This window comes from Rhodohalobacter barkolensis, assembly GCF_002834295.1.
In the GTDB taxonomy this organism is placed as follows: Bacteria; Bacteroidota; Rhodothermia; order Balneolales; family Balneolaceae; genus Rhodohalobacter; species Rhodohalobacter barkolensis.
The window spans coordinates 1,498,374-1,513,922 of the sequence record NZ_PISP01000001.1 but is presented as its reverse complement, the minus strand read 5'-3'; the positions used below and the strand labels follow the sequence as shown (position 1 = coordinate 1,513,922).

15 protein-coding genes are annotated in these 15,549 nt (G+C 41.3%); 11 read left to right on the top strand and 4 right to left on the bottom strand.

Features of this window, described 5'->3' with window-relative positions; all coding sequences use genetic code 11:
• Window positions 1–106 precede the first annotated feature (106 nt).
• On the top strand, window positions 107–1,843 hold the full coding sequence (locus CWD77_RS06355) for a phospho-sugar mutase (RefSeq protein WP_101072497.1): 1,737 nt from the start codon (window positions 107–109) through the stop codon (window positions 1,841–1,843).
• A 45-nt stretch (window positions 1,844–1,888) separates the two neighbouring features.
• On the opposite strand, the gene lnt is transcribed toward CWD77_RS06355, so the two are convergent.
• Together lnt and rsmI are read right to left on the bottom strand one after the other, a co-directional pair.
• A complete protein-coding gene (lnt, locus tag CWD77_RS06350) occupies window positions 1,889–3,439 on the bottom strand; it encodes an apolipoprotein N-acyltransferase (protein ID WP_101072495.1) in 1,551 nt (516 codons plus the stop codon).
• Window positions 3,439–4,143 (bottom strand): 16S rRNA (cytidine(1402)-2'-O)-methyltransferase, encoded by a 705-nt coding sequence (gene rsmI / locus CWD77_RS06345; protein WP_240596681.1) that lies wholly within the window; start codon window positions 4,141–4,143, stop codon window positions 3,439–3,441. The genes lnt and rsmI overlap by 1 nt, the downstream gene beginning before the upstream one ends.
• 78 nt (window positions 4,144–4,221) lie before the next feature.
• On the opposite strand from rsmI, the gene CWD77_RS06340 reads away from it, so the two are divergent.
• The 4 genes from CWD77_RS06340 to CWD77_RS06325 all read left to right on the top strand — a co-directional run bounded on the left by CWD77_RS06340 (window position 4,222) and on the right by CWD77_RS06325 (window position 7,937).
• Window positions 4,222–4,605: a VOC family protein gene (locus CWD77_RS06340; protein ID WP_101072493.1), complete on the top strand. Its 384-nt coding sequence runs from the start codon at window positions 4,222–4,224 to the stop codon at window positions 4,603–4,605.
• A 146-nt stretch (window positions 4,606–4,751) separates the two neighbouring features.
• The gene (locus tag CWD77_RS06335) at window positions 4,752–5,333 is read left to right on the top strand and encodes a nucleotide exchange factor GrpE (RefSeq protein WP_101072491.1); all 582 of its coding nucleotides are present in this window, start codon (window positions 4,752–4,754) and stop codon (window positions 5,331–5,333) included.
• 10 nt (window positions 5,334–5,343) lie between these two features.
• Complete coding sequence (gene dnaJ, locus CWD77_RS06330; RefSeq protein WP_101072489.1) at window positions 5,344–6,516, top strand: molecular chaperone DnaJ; 1,173 nt, start codon at window positions 5,344–5,346, stop codon at window positions 6,514–6,516.
• A 119-nt stretch (window positions 6,517–6,635) separates the two neighbouring features.
• Entirely contained in the window at window positions 6,636–7,937 is a 1,302-nt protein-coding gene (locus tag CWD77_RS06325) for a DNA recombination protein RmuC (protein ID WP_101072487.1), read from the top strand.
• Here the strand turns inward: CWD77_RS06325 and CWD77_RS06320 are convergent.
• Together CWD77_RS06320 and CWD77_RS06315 are read right to left on the bottom strand one after the other, a co-directional pair.
• Window positions 7,934–8,824 (bottom strand): hypothetical protein, encoded by an 891-nt coding sequence (locus CWD77_RS06320; RefSeq protein WP_101072485.1) that lies wholly within the window; start codon window positions 8,822–8,824, stop codon window positions 7,934–7,936. The genes CWD77_RS06325 and CWD77_RS06320 overlap by 4 nt on opposite strands.
• A 145-nt stretch (window positions 8,825–8,969) precedes the next feature.
• Entirely contained in the window at window positions 8,970–9,665 is a 696-nt protein-coding gene (locus CWD77_RS06315; protein WP_101072483.1) for an RluA family pseudouridine synthase, read from the bottom strand.
• A gap of 89 nt (window positions 9,666–9,754) precedes the next feature.
• Between CWD77_RS06315 and uvrC the strand changes: the two genes are divergently transcribed.
• From uvrC to CWD77_RS06285, 6 genes are all read left to right on the top strand, one after another.
• The gene (gene uvrC, locus CWD77_RS06310; protein WP_101072481.1) at window positions 9,755–11,584 is read left to right on the top strand and encodes an excinuclease ABC subunit UvrC; all 1,830 of its coding nucleotides are present in this window, start codon (window positions 9,755–9,757) and stop codon (window positions 11,582–11,584) included.
• A gap of 223 nt (window positions 11,585–11,807) precedes the next feature.
• The gene (locus CWD77_RS06305; RefSeq protein WP_206017955.1) at window positions 11,808–12,443 is read left to right on the top strand and encodes an RNA polymerase sigma factor; all 636 of its coding nucleotides are present in this window, start codon (window positions 11,808–11,810) and stop codon (window positions 12,441–12,443) included.
• Window positions 12,440–13,012, top strand: coding sequence for an anti-sigma factor family protein (locus tag CWD77_RS06300; protein ID WP_101072479.1), 573 nt, complete (start codon window positions 12,440–12,442; stop codon window positions 13,010–13,012). Before CWD77_RS06305 ends, CWD77_RS06300 begins: the two co-directional genes overlap by 4 nt.
• 178 nt (window positions 13,013–13,190) lie before the next feature.
• Window positions 13,191–13,988 (top strand): ParA family protein, encoded by a 798-nt coding sequence (locus tag CWD77_RS06295; RefSeq protein WP_101072473.1) that lies wholly within the window; start codon window positions 13,191–13,193, stop codon window positions 13,986–13,988.
• 12 nt (window positions 13,989–14,000) lie between these two features.
• Window positions 14,001–14,927, top strand: a complete 927-nt coding sequence (locus CWD77_RS06290; RefSeq protein ID WP_101072471.1) for a ParB/RepB/Spo0J family partition protein — start codon at window positions 14,001–14,003, stop codon at window positions 14,925–14,927.
• A complete protein-coding gene (locus CWD77_RS06285) occupies window positions 14,914–15,546 on the top strand; it encodes a DUF5683 domain-containing protein (protein WP_101072469.1) in 633 nt (210 codons plus the stop codon). The genes CWD77_RS06290 and CWD77_RS06285 overlap by 14 nt, the downstream gene beginning before the upstream one ends.
• The last annotated feature ends 3 nt before the right edge of the window (window positions 15,547–15,549 follow it).

Here is a 15,549-nt window from a genome sequence, read left to right as displayed (position 1 = left end):
AATTAATATCTACGAACACATATTCTGTAGTTAAAGCACTGATTCTTTTCTAAAAGAACAGTCTTTCAGTATAGAAGCTTGAATCAATCAAATAAAACAAGCATTCATGGAGAAATTGGATCAAAACGTTCAGCAAAAAATTAATCACTGGCTGCAAGGAAATTACGATGAAGAGACAAAATCTGAACTGCAAAAGATGCTGGATGAGGGTAAGGTCGAGGAGTTGACAGATGCCTTTTATAAAGATCTTGAGTTTGGAACCGGGGGCCTGAGAGGGATCATGGGGATCGGTTCGAACCGTGTAAATAAATACACGCTCGGAACCGCTACTCAGGGTTTAAGCAACTACCTGAAAACCCAATATCCGGATGAGCAGATCAAAGTTGTCATTGCCCACGATAATAGAAATAATGCTGAACGATTCGCCTCGATCGTGGCTGATGTTTTTAGTGCCAACGGTATACACGTTTACTTTTTTGATTCACTTAGACCCACACCGGAGCTCTCTTACGCCATACGCGAACTGAACTGCCACAGCGGTGTAATGCTTACGGCATCTCATAATCCGAAAGAGTATAGCGGTTACAAAGCATATTGGAGTGATGGTGGACAGGTGATTAAGCCGCACGACAAAAATATCATTGCTGAAGTAAATAAAATCGAATCGGTTGATCAGGTGGACTTCAGTCGTAATGAAGATTTGATTGAGAAAATTGGTTCGGAGATGGATCAAAAGTATATAGAGCGAGTGGCGTCTGAGTCGATCTACCCGGAAGTGATTGAATCTCAATCTGATCTCAATATCGTTTTTTCTCCAATTCATGGTACTGCCGTGGATATTGTTCCAAGAGCGTTGAAAGAGGTAGGTTTTACCAATGTCAATCTGGTGGAAGAGCAGTGTACTATAGATGGAAATTTCCCGACTGTAATTTATCCGAATCCGGAAGAAAAAGAAGCTCTGACTTTAGCCTTAAACATGGCTGAAGAAACAAATGCAGAGCTGGTAATGGCTACCGATCCCGACGCTGATAGAGTTGGTATAGCCGTTAGAAATGAGAAAGGTGAATTTGAACTTCTGAATGGTAATCAGACGGCTGTACTGCTATTTAATTATCTGCTCACAGCCTGGGAAGAGAAAGGTATACTGCAGGGAAATGAGTATATCGTAAAAACAATAGTGACGACCTATTTGATTGACAAAATCGCCCGGTCAAAAGGAGTGAAGTGCTACAATACGTTGACCGGTTTTAAGTATATCGGTGCATTGATGACAGAACTTCAGGGACGGGAAAAGTTTATTGCAGGCGGTGAAGAGAGTTACGGTTATCTTGTCGGAGATCATGTTCGCGATAAGGATGCTGTTGTAGCTTGTACAATGATTGCAGAAATGGCCGCCTTTTATAAGGATAATGGTCTTTCTTTATATGACTCGCTTCTGAATATTTATGAAAAGTATGGGTTATATAAAGAGGAGCTGATTTCAATCAAAAAAGCTGGGAAAAAGGGTGCGGAAGAGATCCAGGAAATTATGGACGGACTTCGGCATCAGGCACCTGAATCGATTGCAGGCCAGAAGGTAGTGACGGTGAAGGATTATATGCACTTGACCGAAACAGACGTGGAGTCTGGTCGAGTAAACAGCATTGATTTTCCGACATCAAATGTACTTCAATTTATTACGGAAGGGGATTACATTATATCCGCGAGACCGTCAGGTACAGAGCCGAAAATTAAGTTTTATATCAGTATAAACGGTGAGCTGGAAGATAAAGCCGCTTTCCGTAAGAAAATGAAAATGCTGGATGAAGTGATCGACGAGATTAAAGCAGAATTAGATTTCTAATTCACCTGGATAATGTAACCTTCGGTGAGAAACCTGACGGTTACATTATTTCTGCTTTCTTTTTCTGATTTCCAGAAAGCCAATGCCAAGAAATGACGAGAGTAGCATTACATAGCTGAACCAATCTCCATAGGCTGAATAAAAAGTGGGTATCTGTCGATTGTAAATTGTAAACGTGAAAGCGTCTTCGGTCCAGTATTCTGTTTCAAACTGAATTTTTCCATCGGGTGATATAATTCCGGAGATCCCGTTGTTTGCAGAGCGTGCAATCCATTTTCGATGCTCTATGGCGCGCAGGCGTGCAAATGCAAAATGCTGATTATGGCCATTAGAATCCCCCCACCATCCGTCATTGGTAATGATGGTCAGGAATCCGGCACCGTTTTGTACAAATTGATTTACCCAGCCCGAAAAAACGGAATCGTAGCAAATCAATGCCGGAGTTTGGGCTCCATTCACATTGAAGTTATTTGCTTCTTCCCCTAGTCCATAGCCCATCAGGCTACCCCAATCGATCCAGTTAAATAGGTCAATCGTTTGAAAGAACTCCACAAATGGAAACCGCTCTACAATAGGTACCAATTTACCCTTTCGATAGATCTCAGCTTCAGCGGAGGAGTTGAAGTGCAAAGCAGCATTAAAAATATTGTAAATTCTGCCACTTGAGGTCTCTTTCACCACCTCCGGCCGATTTTCTTCACTATAGTATTCCACATATCCGGAGCCTGTAATTAATGTTGTATTCCATGATTCTAAAGAGTCACTGATCACATCGAAATAACGGTTGTCGAGAGGGAGAGCTGCATCAACCGCATTTTCCGGCCAGATCAGCAGATCAGTGCTTTCTGTTACCGTTTCACCGGAAAGCCTTAGGAGCTTTTCAATCAGGTTATCAAGCGAACCCATTCCGCCAAAATTCTGATAGGAATCTGAATTGGGTTGAATAATGGCTACTTCAAGCGGTTCACCCTGTTCTTGAGTCTGCATGATCATGGAAAAAATCGAAAACAGTGGAAATGCAAAGAAGATGATGATAGCAGAGTAGAGTATCGGTTTAACGGGCTCTACAATGTAGTTGTAAAGGAGGGCAGAGGTAAACACAACCCAAAATGAGATTCCAAAAGCTCCGGTTACCGAAATATATTGAATAACATTTATCAGGTTAGACCAACCATTACCGAGAGTGAGCCATGGCCAGGCGAGATCCCAGTTATGGTGAAGAAACTCGTAGCTTACCCAAATTGCTGCCGCAAAAAATGATGTTACAATTGGATTCAGATCAGATTTAAACAGTTTTCTGATCAGCAGAAGAGGAATAAGCATTAGCGCGGCGTTGGCAAGAATAGCCGCCACTCCCCCTGCCACGGTTGCCATCATCAGCCAATAGGTTACAAACAGATTCCAAAGTACAAATGCAGGATATGTATAATATATTACTTCGCGCACCGAACGGCTGATTATCGCCACCCGAAATAAAAAAACAAAAGCCGGAATTTGAAGAATGGACAGGTCAAACGGCGGAAATGAGAGACTGAGTAAAATGGAGGCAGTTATACTAAGTACCCAGGGTTGATCCCAAAAACGATTTTTATTCATTATTCACTGTAGGTTTTACCGGCTATAACGACAGCTATTTCACCTTTAATGGATTTCTTTTCACGCCACCGCGGGAGCAACTCTCCAAGCTGGGCCCGGTCTTTTTCTTCAAATTTCTTAGTTAATTCTCTGGCAACGCATACCCAACGTTCATCACCGGCATATTCGTGCAATTTTTCCAGAAAACGAACCAGTTTATGAGGACTTTCATAAACAACAGATGTGATATCACTCTCTGCAATTTCCTGTATTCGGGTTTGGCGTCCTTTTTTGGGAGGTAGAAACCCTTCAAAAATAAACCGATCGCAGGGTAAACCGCTAACGGCCAGTGCCGTGGTGGCAGCGTCCGGGCCGGGTATGGCAATAATTTCATGTCCATTCTGATGAGCTTCTCGAGTTGCTAAAAATCCGGGATCAGATATTCCCGGCATGCCTGCGTCACTGATCAGTGCAATATTGAGTCCTCCATTCAGCAGGTTCATCAGATGTTTTACCTTCTGATGTTCATTGTGCTGATGAAACGAAAATGTAGGTTTACTGATTTGAAAGTGTTGAAGCAGTACACCTGACGTCCGGGTATCTTCACAAGCGATCTGATCTACAGACTGTAATGTTTCGACGGCTCGTGTAGAAAAGTCGGAAAGGTTTCCAATAGGTGTTGCTACCAAATAAAGTGTTGCCAATAGACTGAAAGTTGAATTCAAAAATTTCGATTCAAAATATAACCGAAAAACCATTAGTTTATCGGGTGCATTTAAACTAATAAAAGAAAGTGAAAAACTATGGATTTTAAACCATCCGGTATTAACCATATTACCATAAGGGTTAATGAAATTGAACGGGCCGAAGAGTTTTATGGAGAAATTCTGGGGTTTGAACTAGTACGAAAAATGGGCCAAAGTATGGCTGTCTATAAAATTGGAAAAGAAGATACTTTGGTGATTGTTGAGGCCGAAACCAGTTACGATCCGAATTCCAGGGATTTCCGGGTAGACCACATAGGGTTCTATCTCGACTCTGCCGATCAGGTGGATGAAATGGCAACCTATCTGAGAGATAAAGAGGTAACCATTTTGAGTGGACCCGCTAATCGTAAAAAAGGACGTTTTGTATTTGCATCTGATCCCGATGGAAATATGATTGAATTTTTCTACGAAGGCGAATAAGGCGAAACGACAGGTTTTTTTGGCATTGGTGACGAACTGATAGTATAAATCTTTATGGCATACTATTTGCACACTATTGAATCGAAACATCAAAGCATTGCCTGAGTTAAAAGGCCTGAAATAAGAAATTAAGAATCGATTTTTAAATGAGTAGTAAAGAAGAAAAACTAGAATCTGCTGAAGAGCAGTCAACTGTTGAGAATGAGGTGGATGAGACTTCAAACGGTGGGTCTGCCAGTATAGAAGAGCTGGACGAACTGGTTGAAGAGCAACAGAAAAAAATTAATGAGCTTGAAGAAGAACTTCAGAGTATAAAAGACAATCATCTGCGGAAAGCCGCTGAAATGGAGAATTTCAAGAAACGTCTCCAGCGGGAAAGAGATCAGGTTTTCCAGAAATCGCGTGAATCTGCCATTGAGGCATTTTTGCCTATTAATGATGACCTCCGCCGAACTCTGGAAGCACTTGAAAAAGCTAATGCGGATCAATCATTTGTTGATGGTGTGAGATTGGTTGCTGATAAATTCCAGGACGTTTTGGAGCGATATAACGTTGAGCGAATTGATGAAGAAGGTGTACCCTTTGATGTGGATATCCATGATGCGATGCTGAGGCAGCCGGCAAATGATGACTCCATAGAGAGCGGAACGGTTCTCCAGGTTTTAGAGAGCGGGTATCGCATTGGAGATAAGACACTTCGACACGCAAAAGTAATTGTAAGCGAGTAAATCACAATTCATGTCTAAACGAGATTACTACGAAGTATTAGGTGTAGAAAAAAGTGCCGGTGAAGCAGAGCTTAAAAAAGCTTATCGCAAATTGGCTATGAAGTATCACCCCGATAGAAACAAAGGGGATCATGAAGCGGAGAAAAAGTTCAAGGAAGCTTCTGAGGCGTACGAAGTTCTCAGAGACCCTCAGAAAAGGCAACGTTATGATCAGTTCGGCCACGCAGGAATGAATGGCGGCGGTTTCGGGGGAGCATCTGATTTTGGCAATGCCGATTTCGAAGATATTTTCAGCCGGTTCAGTGACATTTTTGGAGGCGATATATTTGGTGGAGAAGCCTTCGGGGGCGGTGGTCGCAGACAGAGCCGCAGACGTCGTGGTACTGGTCGACCCGGTAGCGATATGAAACTTCGTGTTGAACTGACCCTGGAAGAGATTGCTGAAGGTGTTGAGAAAACACTGAAAGTGAAAAAGCAGGTGAAGTGCGACTCCTGCAGCGGTACAGGTGCAGAAACTGAATCCGATTTTGAAACATGCGGAACATGTAACGGTACCGGTGAAGTGCGCCAGGTATCCCGAACCATGTTTGGGCAGTTTGTGAATGTTCAGCCTTGCCCCACTTGCAGCGGAGAAGGTCGCATCATAAAAAATAAATGTTCTGAATGTGGCGGAGAAGGCCGCAAACGCAGTGAAGATAATATCAAGGTGAATATTCCATCCGGGGTTTCAAAAGGGAATTATATCACCCTTAGACGGCAGGGGAATGCCGGAGTTCGAGGTGGTGAGCCCGGTGATTTGATTGTTCTGATAGAAGAGAAAGAGCATGAAAATTTTGAAAGGGAAGGAAATGATATTTACTACGATCTCCATCTAAGCATACCGGATGCAATACTTGGAACGGAAGTTCAGGTTCCGACACTAAAGGGTAAAGCCAAAGTGAAAGTTGAACCCGGAACACAGCCCGGTAAGCTTCTACGAATGCGCGGACGCGGAATCGTGGGACTGAATAACAGCGGTACCGGAGATCAGTTCATTAAAGTGAATATCTATGTACCGAAAGATTTAACACCCGAAGAACGGAAACATGTTGAAGCTCTGAGAGGAGAAAAACATTTTGATCCTTCAGATGCAGAAGAGCGTGAAAAAGGGTTCTTTTCCAAGATTAAAGATGTATTCAGTTAACAGGTTTCAGGCATTTTCAGCCTGATCTTAGAAAATCTACTAAACTTTCCAGAAGGGGTGACAGAATCTGTCACCCCTTTCTGTTATCTTAAGGCCGAAATCTCAAAGAAAATCGAACTATGGGAATAACAGAACTAATTATTGCGCTGCTTTTTGGAGGAATAGGATTCACAATTGCCTGGTTTATGGCCCGGCCAAAGCAATCCCGTTTGGAAGAGAGAAATGAAATATTGGAAGCAGCAAAAGGTGAGGCGTTGCAAAAGCTTGAATCAGAATCTGTTCGGGCAAATCAGGCAGAAAACAAACTTGCCACAATCAAAGCGAATTTTCTAAATCTGAAAGAGAGATTTCAAGAACAGAAGGCCGATTTTGAAAAAATGGAGGAGAGATTCAAAAATGAGTTTAAAAATCTGGCAAATGAGATTTTGGAAGAGAAGTCGAAAAAATTTACTCAACAAAATCGTGAAAATCTGGATACCCTTTTAAAACCCCTGGGTGAAAAAATATCTGAGTTTCAGAAGCGGGTTGAGGAGACTCATAAAGAAGATATTAAGGGGAGAAGTGCATTGGGGCAGCATCTGTCCATGCTGCAGGAGTTGAATCAAAAAATGAGTGAGGAGGCAAAAAATCTTACAAAAGCCCTGAAAGGTGATAATAAACAGCAGGGAAATTGGGGGGAAGTAATTCTTCAAAGAATTTTGGAAAAATCAGGATTGGTAAAAGGGCGGGAGTATGAAGTACAGGAGAGTACAACTACGGCTGATGGGCGACGACTGCAGCCAGACGTTGTTGTGCAACTACCGGATGAAAAGAAATTGGTTATCGATTCGAAAGTTACGTTAACAGCATATGAATCATACACCTCGTCTGATGATCCGGATGATCAACAAAAAGCACTGAAGCAACATATTAGCTCACTTCGTGCTCATGTGAAAGGATTGAGTAACAAAAACTATGAGCAGATCCACGGATTTCAGAGTCCGGATTTTGTTTTGATGTTCATTCCAATAGAACCGGCTTTTGGTCTAGCCATGCAGTATGCTCCGGAGCTCTACAATGACGCGTTCGACAGAAACATCATCATTGTGAGTCCCACAACTCTATTGGCAACCTTGGCAACGATAGAAAATGTTTGGAAGCAGGAGTATCAAAATAGACATGCGATGGAGATCGCCGAACGTGGCGGGTTACTTTATGATAAGTTTGTCGGTTTTGTTGAGGATATGCAGGACATTGGCAATCGAATTGATCAAACGCATACCAGCTATCAGAATGCAATGGGTAAGCTGAGTGAGGGTCGCGGTAATCTGGTTCGTCAAACAGAAATGCTGAGAGAGTTAGGAGCTAAAGCTTCAAAAAAATTACCACCTGAATTTAACGGTGACAAATTGGAATCGTCAGACGAGGAAGCAGATAATTAATCAGCATTTAGCGGTTCAACCAAAGCGGCCAGATCGTGCCCGTTATGATTGGATACTGCAGAATACCAGTTGTCTTCCCATAGCCAGGAAACAACATGTATCCCGTCGATATTATTAACAAAATAATCCGTCTGTGTTGTACAACTCTCGGCTGCATTATCCTCACGTTTCATGGAGTTAACATTCTGCAGTTGACTTAAATTTATGGCGAAAATAAAGATATTTTCGTCAATCTCATTCTGAACATATTCCAATAGAGGAACCTCCATTCCGTTGTGGAAATCGGCTAAAACAATCCCTGCAAAGTCTGCTCCTTTAAGATGAGGAATTGTCATATTTAATCCGTGATGGTTTAGAAGGTACTGTTCTGCTTCTTCGGGTGAATTTGTTGAAAAATGAGGTTCAAGCAGTTTCCCGCCGGCTCCTGCAAAATGTTGTGCCGAAATATTTTCAATTACGAACATCTCTTGATTATTTAAACCAGTTGATCGTTCAAGCAGCTGAACAATCATTAGTGTGATCATCAATATCACAGCTGCAGCAGCCATATAGCGAAATCCGGATTTCAGAAGTACATCCCAGCTTCCTTTTTCGGATGACGCTTTTTTATGCATGATGACAGGGTCACCATCCTGGGTTAACTTATCTTTTTCTCTCTCTTCTTCTATCTGCCTAAGAATTTTATTTTTTAAATATTCAGGAGCAGGTTTTTTGGGTAGATGCTCATTTAGCAATCGTTTTATTTGTAAAGTTGAATAATATTCTCTTTCTAATTCTCGATCGTATTTCAAATACTCGAAAAAAGCACTTTTCTCCTGATCCGATGCCTCATCGTCGATAACGGCCGGAAGTAATAGCTCTGCCTGATGTCTTGTTAACTTGTTCATAGCTGCTGTGCAGAAATTCGAGAAGTGAAAATGATCGTGACTGGGTTATACATTTTTTAACATTGAGATAAGTTCAATCATTCAACGCATTATTACTGATTACTCGATTACTTGAGCATCACATAATTTAATCGTACACATGTCTTTAAAAGGAATCAGAGGCACTGAATTTATTCCAAGGAAAAAATTCCGGACGTTTTGCTGTAAAAACTATCTCTTCTTTGAGAGTAGGGTGATCAATTTTCAATCTAAAAGCGTGCAGAGCCGGAGTGGAATTTTTTGAATCACCATATTTTTGATCTCCCCAAATCGGGTATCCTTCAGCTGATAATTGCACCCGAATTTGGTGCGGGCGGCCTGTAATCAGGCTGACTTCGAGTAGATGCAAATTTTTAACAGTTTCTAATCGATGAAACATTAATTTGGCGTCCTGTGCACCTTTCACATTGGGTTTGACAACCTTAACTGTATTAGTTTTCTCATCTTTAAGTAAATGGTGTGTCAGATATCCGTTTGGGGGTGGGTTTCCCTCAACGACCGCCAGATATTTCTTTTTAATTGTCCTTTGCCGTATTTGTTCACTGATCCTGGATGCACTCTTAGAAGTTTTTGCAAACATCATTACACCGCTTACCGGTCGGTCTAATCTGTGAAGCAGCCCCAGGAAAACATTGCCGGGCTTTTTATGCTCTTTTTTAATGTACTCTTTACAGAGGGTTAAGATATCCGGATCTCCGGTATGATCCTCCTGTGAGAGCAATCCGCTTGGTTTATTAACAACCAGTAAATGGTTGTCTTCATAAATGATGTCGATATCAGGGTTGGTCTGTGTTGTTTTCATACTGCAATGATCGTGCTTTCAGAAACCAATTTAAACTTTTCAATGCAGCTCATCGTTTTCGTATTTTTAGGGCACAATCAAATGCAGACATGTCAATATCAGTAGAAGAAAAAATCGCTCACCTTCCGTTTAGTCCGGGTGTTTATCAATTCAAGGATAGTAGAGGCAACTATCTTTATGTGGGTAAGGCTAAGAAACTGCGTAATCGCGTAAGGTCTTATTTTCAGGATTCGAGGTATCACGACGGCAGAATTAAATTGATGGTGTCTAAGATTGAAGATGTTGAGGTAATTGTCACAGACTCTGAGGCTGAGGCATTGATTCTTGAAAATAACCTGATTAAAAAGCATCAGCCTCGATATAACATCATGTACAGGGACGATAAGTCGTATCCCTATATCTGCATAACTCCGGGGCAAAAACCACGGGTATATCCAACAAGAACGGTTGTGCGGGATGGAAGTAAGTATTTTGGTCCTTATGATCATGTGGGGCATATGCGTCGAATGCTGGAAACAATCAGAAAAGCTTTTGGACTGTGTACCTGTGCTGTATCGCCCAAAATGGTCGATAAATCGAGAGGGGCACCCAAATGGCACTCTTGTTTTGATGATTACCTACAAAACTGTTCGGGTGATTGGGATGATGAGGAGTATCAGGCAACGATTGAAAAGGTGGAGCGCCTTTTATCCGGTAAAACAGGCGATTTGATACGTGAAGTGAAAGAGGAGATGGAGATCGCCTCTCAGGCATTAGAGTTCGAAAAAGCAGCTCGATTGCGCGACAGTGTTAAATCTCTTGAAAAGTACAATCAGAAAATGAAGATTGTTGCTAATAAAGAGGTTCACAGAGATGTGTTTGCCATAGATGTGGATGAAGAGCTGGGTGAAGCCTGTGGGGTTCTTTTCAAAATTCGGGAGGGTAAACTGATCGGAAAGTTTAATCGGTTTTTGAAAAATATAGAAGATCGCCCGCGAAGTGTGATGATGCAGTCTTTTGTGGAAGATTACTATACCGGCCAGATGGTAGGTGCAATTCCGGATGAAGTATATTTGAGTGACCAGATGGAAGAGGAAGACCCTTTATTAGAGTATCTTTGGGAACAGAGAGGAAAAAAAGTACCGATTCATGTACCGCAAATTGGGGAGAAAAAGCACTTGATAGAGATGGCCATTACCAATGCCCGGCTCAATCTCGGTGAGAGAAAACTGGAGAAACAGAAAGCGGAACGCGATCGTATTCCCCAGGCTGTTAAAGATCTTAAAGAGTATCTGAAGCTGGATCGGCTGCCCCGAAGAATAGAATGCTTTGACAACTCTAACACACAAGGAACAGATCCGGTAGCGTCTATGGTCTGTTTTGTTGATGGTCAACCACGAAAGAGCGAATATAAGCGGTTTAAAATCAAGACCGTTACCGGTGCGGATGATTTTGCATCGATGAAGGAAATTGTAAGAAGGCGTTATTCAAAAGTGAAAAAAGAGAAATTGCAGGTTCCCGATTTGATCTTGATTGATGGTGGAAAAGGTCAATTAAATGCTGCGCTGGAAGCACTGGATGAAATTGAGTTTAGGGATGCTTGTGATGTTGCAGGTTTAGCAAAACGTTTGGAAGAGGTCTTTTTACCAGGAAAATTTGATCCGATTATGATACCCAAAACATCATCTGCATTAAAATTACTACAGCGTGCCAGAGATGAAGCACATCGGTTTGCCATTACCTATCACAGGCAGAAAAGATCAAAAAGAACCCTCAAAACAGAATTGACTGAAATAGACGGTGTAGGTGATAAAACGGCTCAAAAGCTGCTGAAGGAATTTGGATCCGTAAATCAGATCAAAAAAGAAAATTTAGAAACTTTACAAGAGTTGCTTGGGGAGAAATTGGGAGAGAGAGTCCATAGTCATCTTCAGGAATAATTACTCTGCTTCACATGAAGATGCTATTGTTTTAATATCAAATAATTCGAATACTTAATTAAAGACAGGTGGTTATCGTAAAATATTCACCTGTAAATACGTCAGTATTGAAACATTGGCATCGTCTGTGCAGTACCATTAAGTAGATACAGACAAAACTGAATGGATAGATTTAAAAATCTGTTTTTGAAAGTGTGATGCAACATTCTAAATTAGCACTGTTATGAGACTCAATAATTCAGACCACATACCACGCCGATACGAGCAGATGAAAGACAGGGAATTAGTACATCTGTTCCGGAAAAAAGATGACCAATTGGCTTTTCAAGAGCTGATGAACCGTCATCAGGCTAAGATCTATTCGTACATTTACAGTATGATACAGAATAGAGAAACGGCCAATGATATCTTCCAGGAGACCTTTACTAAGGTTATTACTAAAATGGACGATACCTACAATGAGCAGGGTAAATGGATCGCTTGGGTGATGAGAATTGCACATAATGCAACAATTGATCACATCAGAAAACAAAAGCGGTTTGTCGACGTTAGCAGTTCGTATGACGAAGAGTCGAAAACAGATTTTTATGAAAGATTGCCTGATGAGGGCACTCCGGGACAGCACGATCAGCTGGAACTGGATGAGTCCACATCAAGACTTTTGAAGCATATTGGAAATCTGCCCGAAGAGCAGCGAACAGTGGTGATGTTGCGGCACTATTATGAAATGCCATTTAAGGAAATCGCTGAATTAACTGATGTATCAATTAATACTGCCTTGGGCCGAATGAGATATGCTTTGATTAATCTTCGTAAAATGTTTGATGAGGAACATGAGAAGGAATCAAATAAAGTATGAGTATCAAAAAAACTGACAGTGTAGCTTACTTATTTAATGAGATGGATCCTTCTGAGCAGGTTGAATTCGAACGAAAGCTCAGAGAAAATGAAAATTTACTGATCGAAGTTGAGTCACTTCGAAATATCAGGAATAAATTTGAGGAGCTGCCAAAAATATCTGCACCAGACCGAGTAATTCAGTCAATTTGCGAACGAGCATCTGAACAGAGCACATCGACAAGTATTACCCGTAAAAAGCCTTTCTATTTTGCAGCAGCAGCTCTGCTATCTATTGGATTTATGGCAGGTGCCTTAGTGATGGATTCGGACAATTCTACAGGAGATGCCGGTGCTGCATCCTTCGGTTCTGTTGGGTCGGCAACCGGTACAGTTCAATCAGAAGGTAATCTGGACAGAGAAATTTCTCCGTGGGTAGACCGTAATGATATCCTCCATTTTTCAGGTATTGAGCAAGAAAGTTCTGACTCATTACTTAAAGATAGTTATCAGCGATTAACTCCGGTTAATAACCGATTGGAAAACAGTGTTTACCAGAGAAATCTACATCTCACCGGAAGCCGGCAATAGTAGGGTTCAGGCCCGATCTATTGATATTTATATAGCTGTAAGTTAAAATATATCAATTCATTACTTCCTATTAAGACAAAGTTATCCACGTTTATATGTGCATAACTTTGTTTGGTTAGGTACCCACTGAGGGTTATATTCATTTACAAAATTCATACTAAATTACCTTCATATACGAATGGGTAAAATTATATCTATTGCAAACCAGAAAGGCGGTGTTGGTAAAACAACAACGGCCGTAAATCTGGCTGCAAGTTTAGCTGCTATCGAACATCCTACATTGATCATTGATATCGATCCCCAAAGCAACTCAACAAGTGGTTTGGGAATTGAGTCTAAAACAGTTTCTAATTCTGTTTATGAAGTAATGGTAGGCGGAGTGGATGTAAATGACTCCATCCGGGAAACAGAACTTCCATACTTGGATCTTATCCCGTCTCACATCAATCTTGTGGGAGCGGAAATAGAGATGGTAGACAGAAATGAACGTGAGCGGATTTTATCTAAAGCAATTGAAGGAGTTGATGATAAGTATGACTTTATCATCATTGATTGTCCGCCCTCTCTCGGTTTATTGACAATAAATGCTTTAACGGCATCTGATTCAGTGTTAATACCGGTTCAGTGTGAATATTTTGCGCTCGAAGGGTTGGGGCAGCTTTTAAATACCATAAAAATAGTTCGCCAGCATCTGAATACAGATTTGGAAATTGAAGGAGTACTGTTGACGATGTATGACAGCCGTACAAGACTCTCCAATCAAGTGGCTGAAGAAGTAAAACGTTATTTTGATGACAGAGTCTTTTCGTCCGTTATTGCACGGAATGTAAGGCTTGCAGAAGCTCCAAGTTTTGGAAAACCTGCAATTTTATATGATGCAACGAGTGTGGGTTCCAAAAACTATTTATCCCTTGCTCGAGAGATTATACAAAGAAATAAGAAGTTATTTAAGAACAGTCCGGTTCTTTCTAAATAGAGGGGTTGTAGTATGTCGAAAAAAGTTTTAGGCAGAGGTTTAGGCGCTTTCTTCCCGGAGTATGATGATGGTGAAGGAGAGAAAAAGGAAGGAAAAAAGCAGCCGGAAACCAAAACGGCCGTACCTATAGAACCCGCCGAAAGAGTGAATGTGGTGTTAAGCATTCCCATTGATCACATTCGGCCAAATCCCCATCAGCCACGAAAGGATTTTAACGAAGAAGCCTTGGATGAGCTCTCATCATCCATCAAAAAACACGGTTTAATTCAGCCCATAACGGTTCGCTATTTAGGCGAAAAACGTTTTGAGCTAATCAGTGGTGAAAGAAGGTTAAGAGCGACCAAGCAGGCGGGAATTGATGAAATTCCGGCATATATCAGGGAAGCAAATGACGAACAGCTGATTGCATTCGCGCTTATAGAAAACATTCAGCGCGAGCAGCTGAACCCGCTTGAGATATCCATGGGGTACAAGCGACTCATTGATGAATGTAATTATACGCAAAGTGAAGTAGCAGAGCGGGTTGGAAAAAATCGATCCACCGTTACCAACATGCTTCGATTACTGCAGCTACCCGATTTTATTCAGGCTGCATTACGGGATGAATCTATCACTACAGGCCATGCACGTGCACTGATTAACCTTAAAACTGAGGATGATCAGAAAAAAGCACTGAAAAAAATTGTTGATAATTCACTTTCTGTACGGCGAACCGAAGATTTAGTGCGCTCGTTGGATAAAAAGAGTGAGCAGAAATCTAAAAAACCTGAAAAGAAGGAAGCGAATCCATTCCTGGATGAGTTCTCCAAAAGATTGCGTCAAAGTTTGAGTACAAAAGTGAACATCAAACAGAAGGCAAAAGGTGGTGAAATTCGGATTGAGTACTATTCTGAGGATGATTTGGAACGTTTGATGCAACTATTTGATGAAATGGGTTAATCTCATACTCATTTTATTTCTGTTTTCAATTCAGGATCTCTATGCCCAACAAAACCCTGAATTCCTGAACAGTAACTATTTTCTGTTGGAAAGCCGTATCAACAGCGAATATAGTGCTGAACATGCTTATAGAGATACAACAGATGATGGTGAATTCCCAAATCCAAAATCTGTAATGTTTAAATCAATGATGATCCCCGGATGGGGACAAATTGTAAACCGGCAAATTTGGAAAGTGCCGATTATTTACGGTTTGTTCGCAGGCGTTGGTTACTATACTATTCACCTGAATGGGCAATATCAGGATTATAGAGCAGCTTACTACAATAGTTTTCCGGATAATGATGACCTGCGATTTGGTCCAACACCGGGGTATCTGGAAGGTATCAACGCAAATCAATTACAATCAAACAGAAACAGTCTGAGAAATCAAAGAGATTTTATGTTTGTAGTAATGGGATTGGCGTACGGGTTGAATGTTTTAGATGCCTATGTTTTTGCACATATGAGAAGTTTTGATGTGTCGGATGACCTTTCAGCCAAAACGGTTATACAACCGGCTATGATAGCAGATCGAAGTCCCGGTGTATCATTAAGAATAACACTTTACAATCGATAGAGT

Excerpts from the sequence above, each read along its gene's own strand:
- CWD77_RS06355 (WP_101072497.1), top strand. The coding sequence starts at position 107 with ATGGAGAAATTGGATCAAAACGTTCAGCAAAAAATTAATCACTGGCTG.
- lnt (WP_101072495.1), bottom strand. The coding sequence starts at position 3,439 with ATGAATAAAAATCGTTTTTGGGATCAACCCTGGGTACTTAGTATAACT.
- CWD77_RS06340 (WP_101072493.1), top strand. The coding sequence starts at position 4,222 with ATGGATTTTAAACCATCCGGTATTAACCATATTACCATAAGGGTTAAT.
- CWD77_RS06335 (WP_101072491.1), top strand. The coding sequence starts at position 4,752 with ATGAGTAGTAAAGAAGAAAAACTAGAATCTGCTGAAGAGCAGTCAACT.
- dnaJ (WP_101072489.1), top strand. The coding sequence starts at position 5,344 with ATGTCTAAACGAGATTACTACGAAGTATTAGGTGTAGAAAAAAGTGCC.
- CWD77_RS06325 (WP_101072487.1), top strand. The coding sequence starts at position 6,636 with ATGGGAATAACAGAACTAATTATTGCGCTGCTTTTTGGAGGAATAGGA.
- CWD77_RS06320 (WP_101072485.1), bottom strand. The coding sequence starts at position 8,824 with ATGAACAAGTTAACAAGACATCAGGCAGAGCTATTACTTCCGGCCGTT.
- CWD77_RS06315 (WP_101072483.1), bottom strand. The coding sequence starts at position 9,665 with ATGAAAACAACACAGACCAACCCTGATATCGACATCATTTATGAAGAC.
- uvrC (WP_101072481.1), top strand. The coding sequence starts at position 9,755 with ATGTCAATATCAGTAGAAGAAAAAATCGCTCACCTTCCGTTTAGTCCG.
- CWD77_RS06305 (WP_206017955.1), top strand. The coding sequence starts at position 11,808 with ATGAGACTCAATAATTCAGACCACATACCACGCCGATACGAGCAGATG.
- CWD77_RS06300 (WP_101072479.1), top strand. The coding sequence starts at position 12,440 with ATGAGTATCAAAAAAACTGACAGTGTAGCTTACTTATTTAATGAGATG.
- CWD77_RS06295 (WP_101072473.1), top strand. The coding sequence starts at position 13,191 with ATGGGTAAAATTATATCTATTGCAAACCAGAAAGGCGGTGTTGGTAAA.
- CWD77_RS06290 (WP_101072471.1), top strand. The coding sequence starts at position 14,001 with ATGTCGAAAAAAGTTTTAGGCAGAGGTTTAGGCGCTTTCTTCCCGGAG.
- CWD77_RS06285 (WP_101072469.1), top strand. The coding sequence starts at position 14,914 with ATGAAATGGGTTAATCTCATACTCATTTTATTTCTGTTTTCAATTCAG.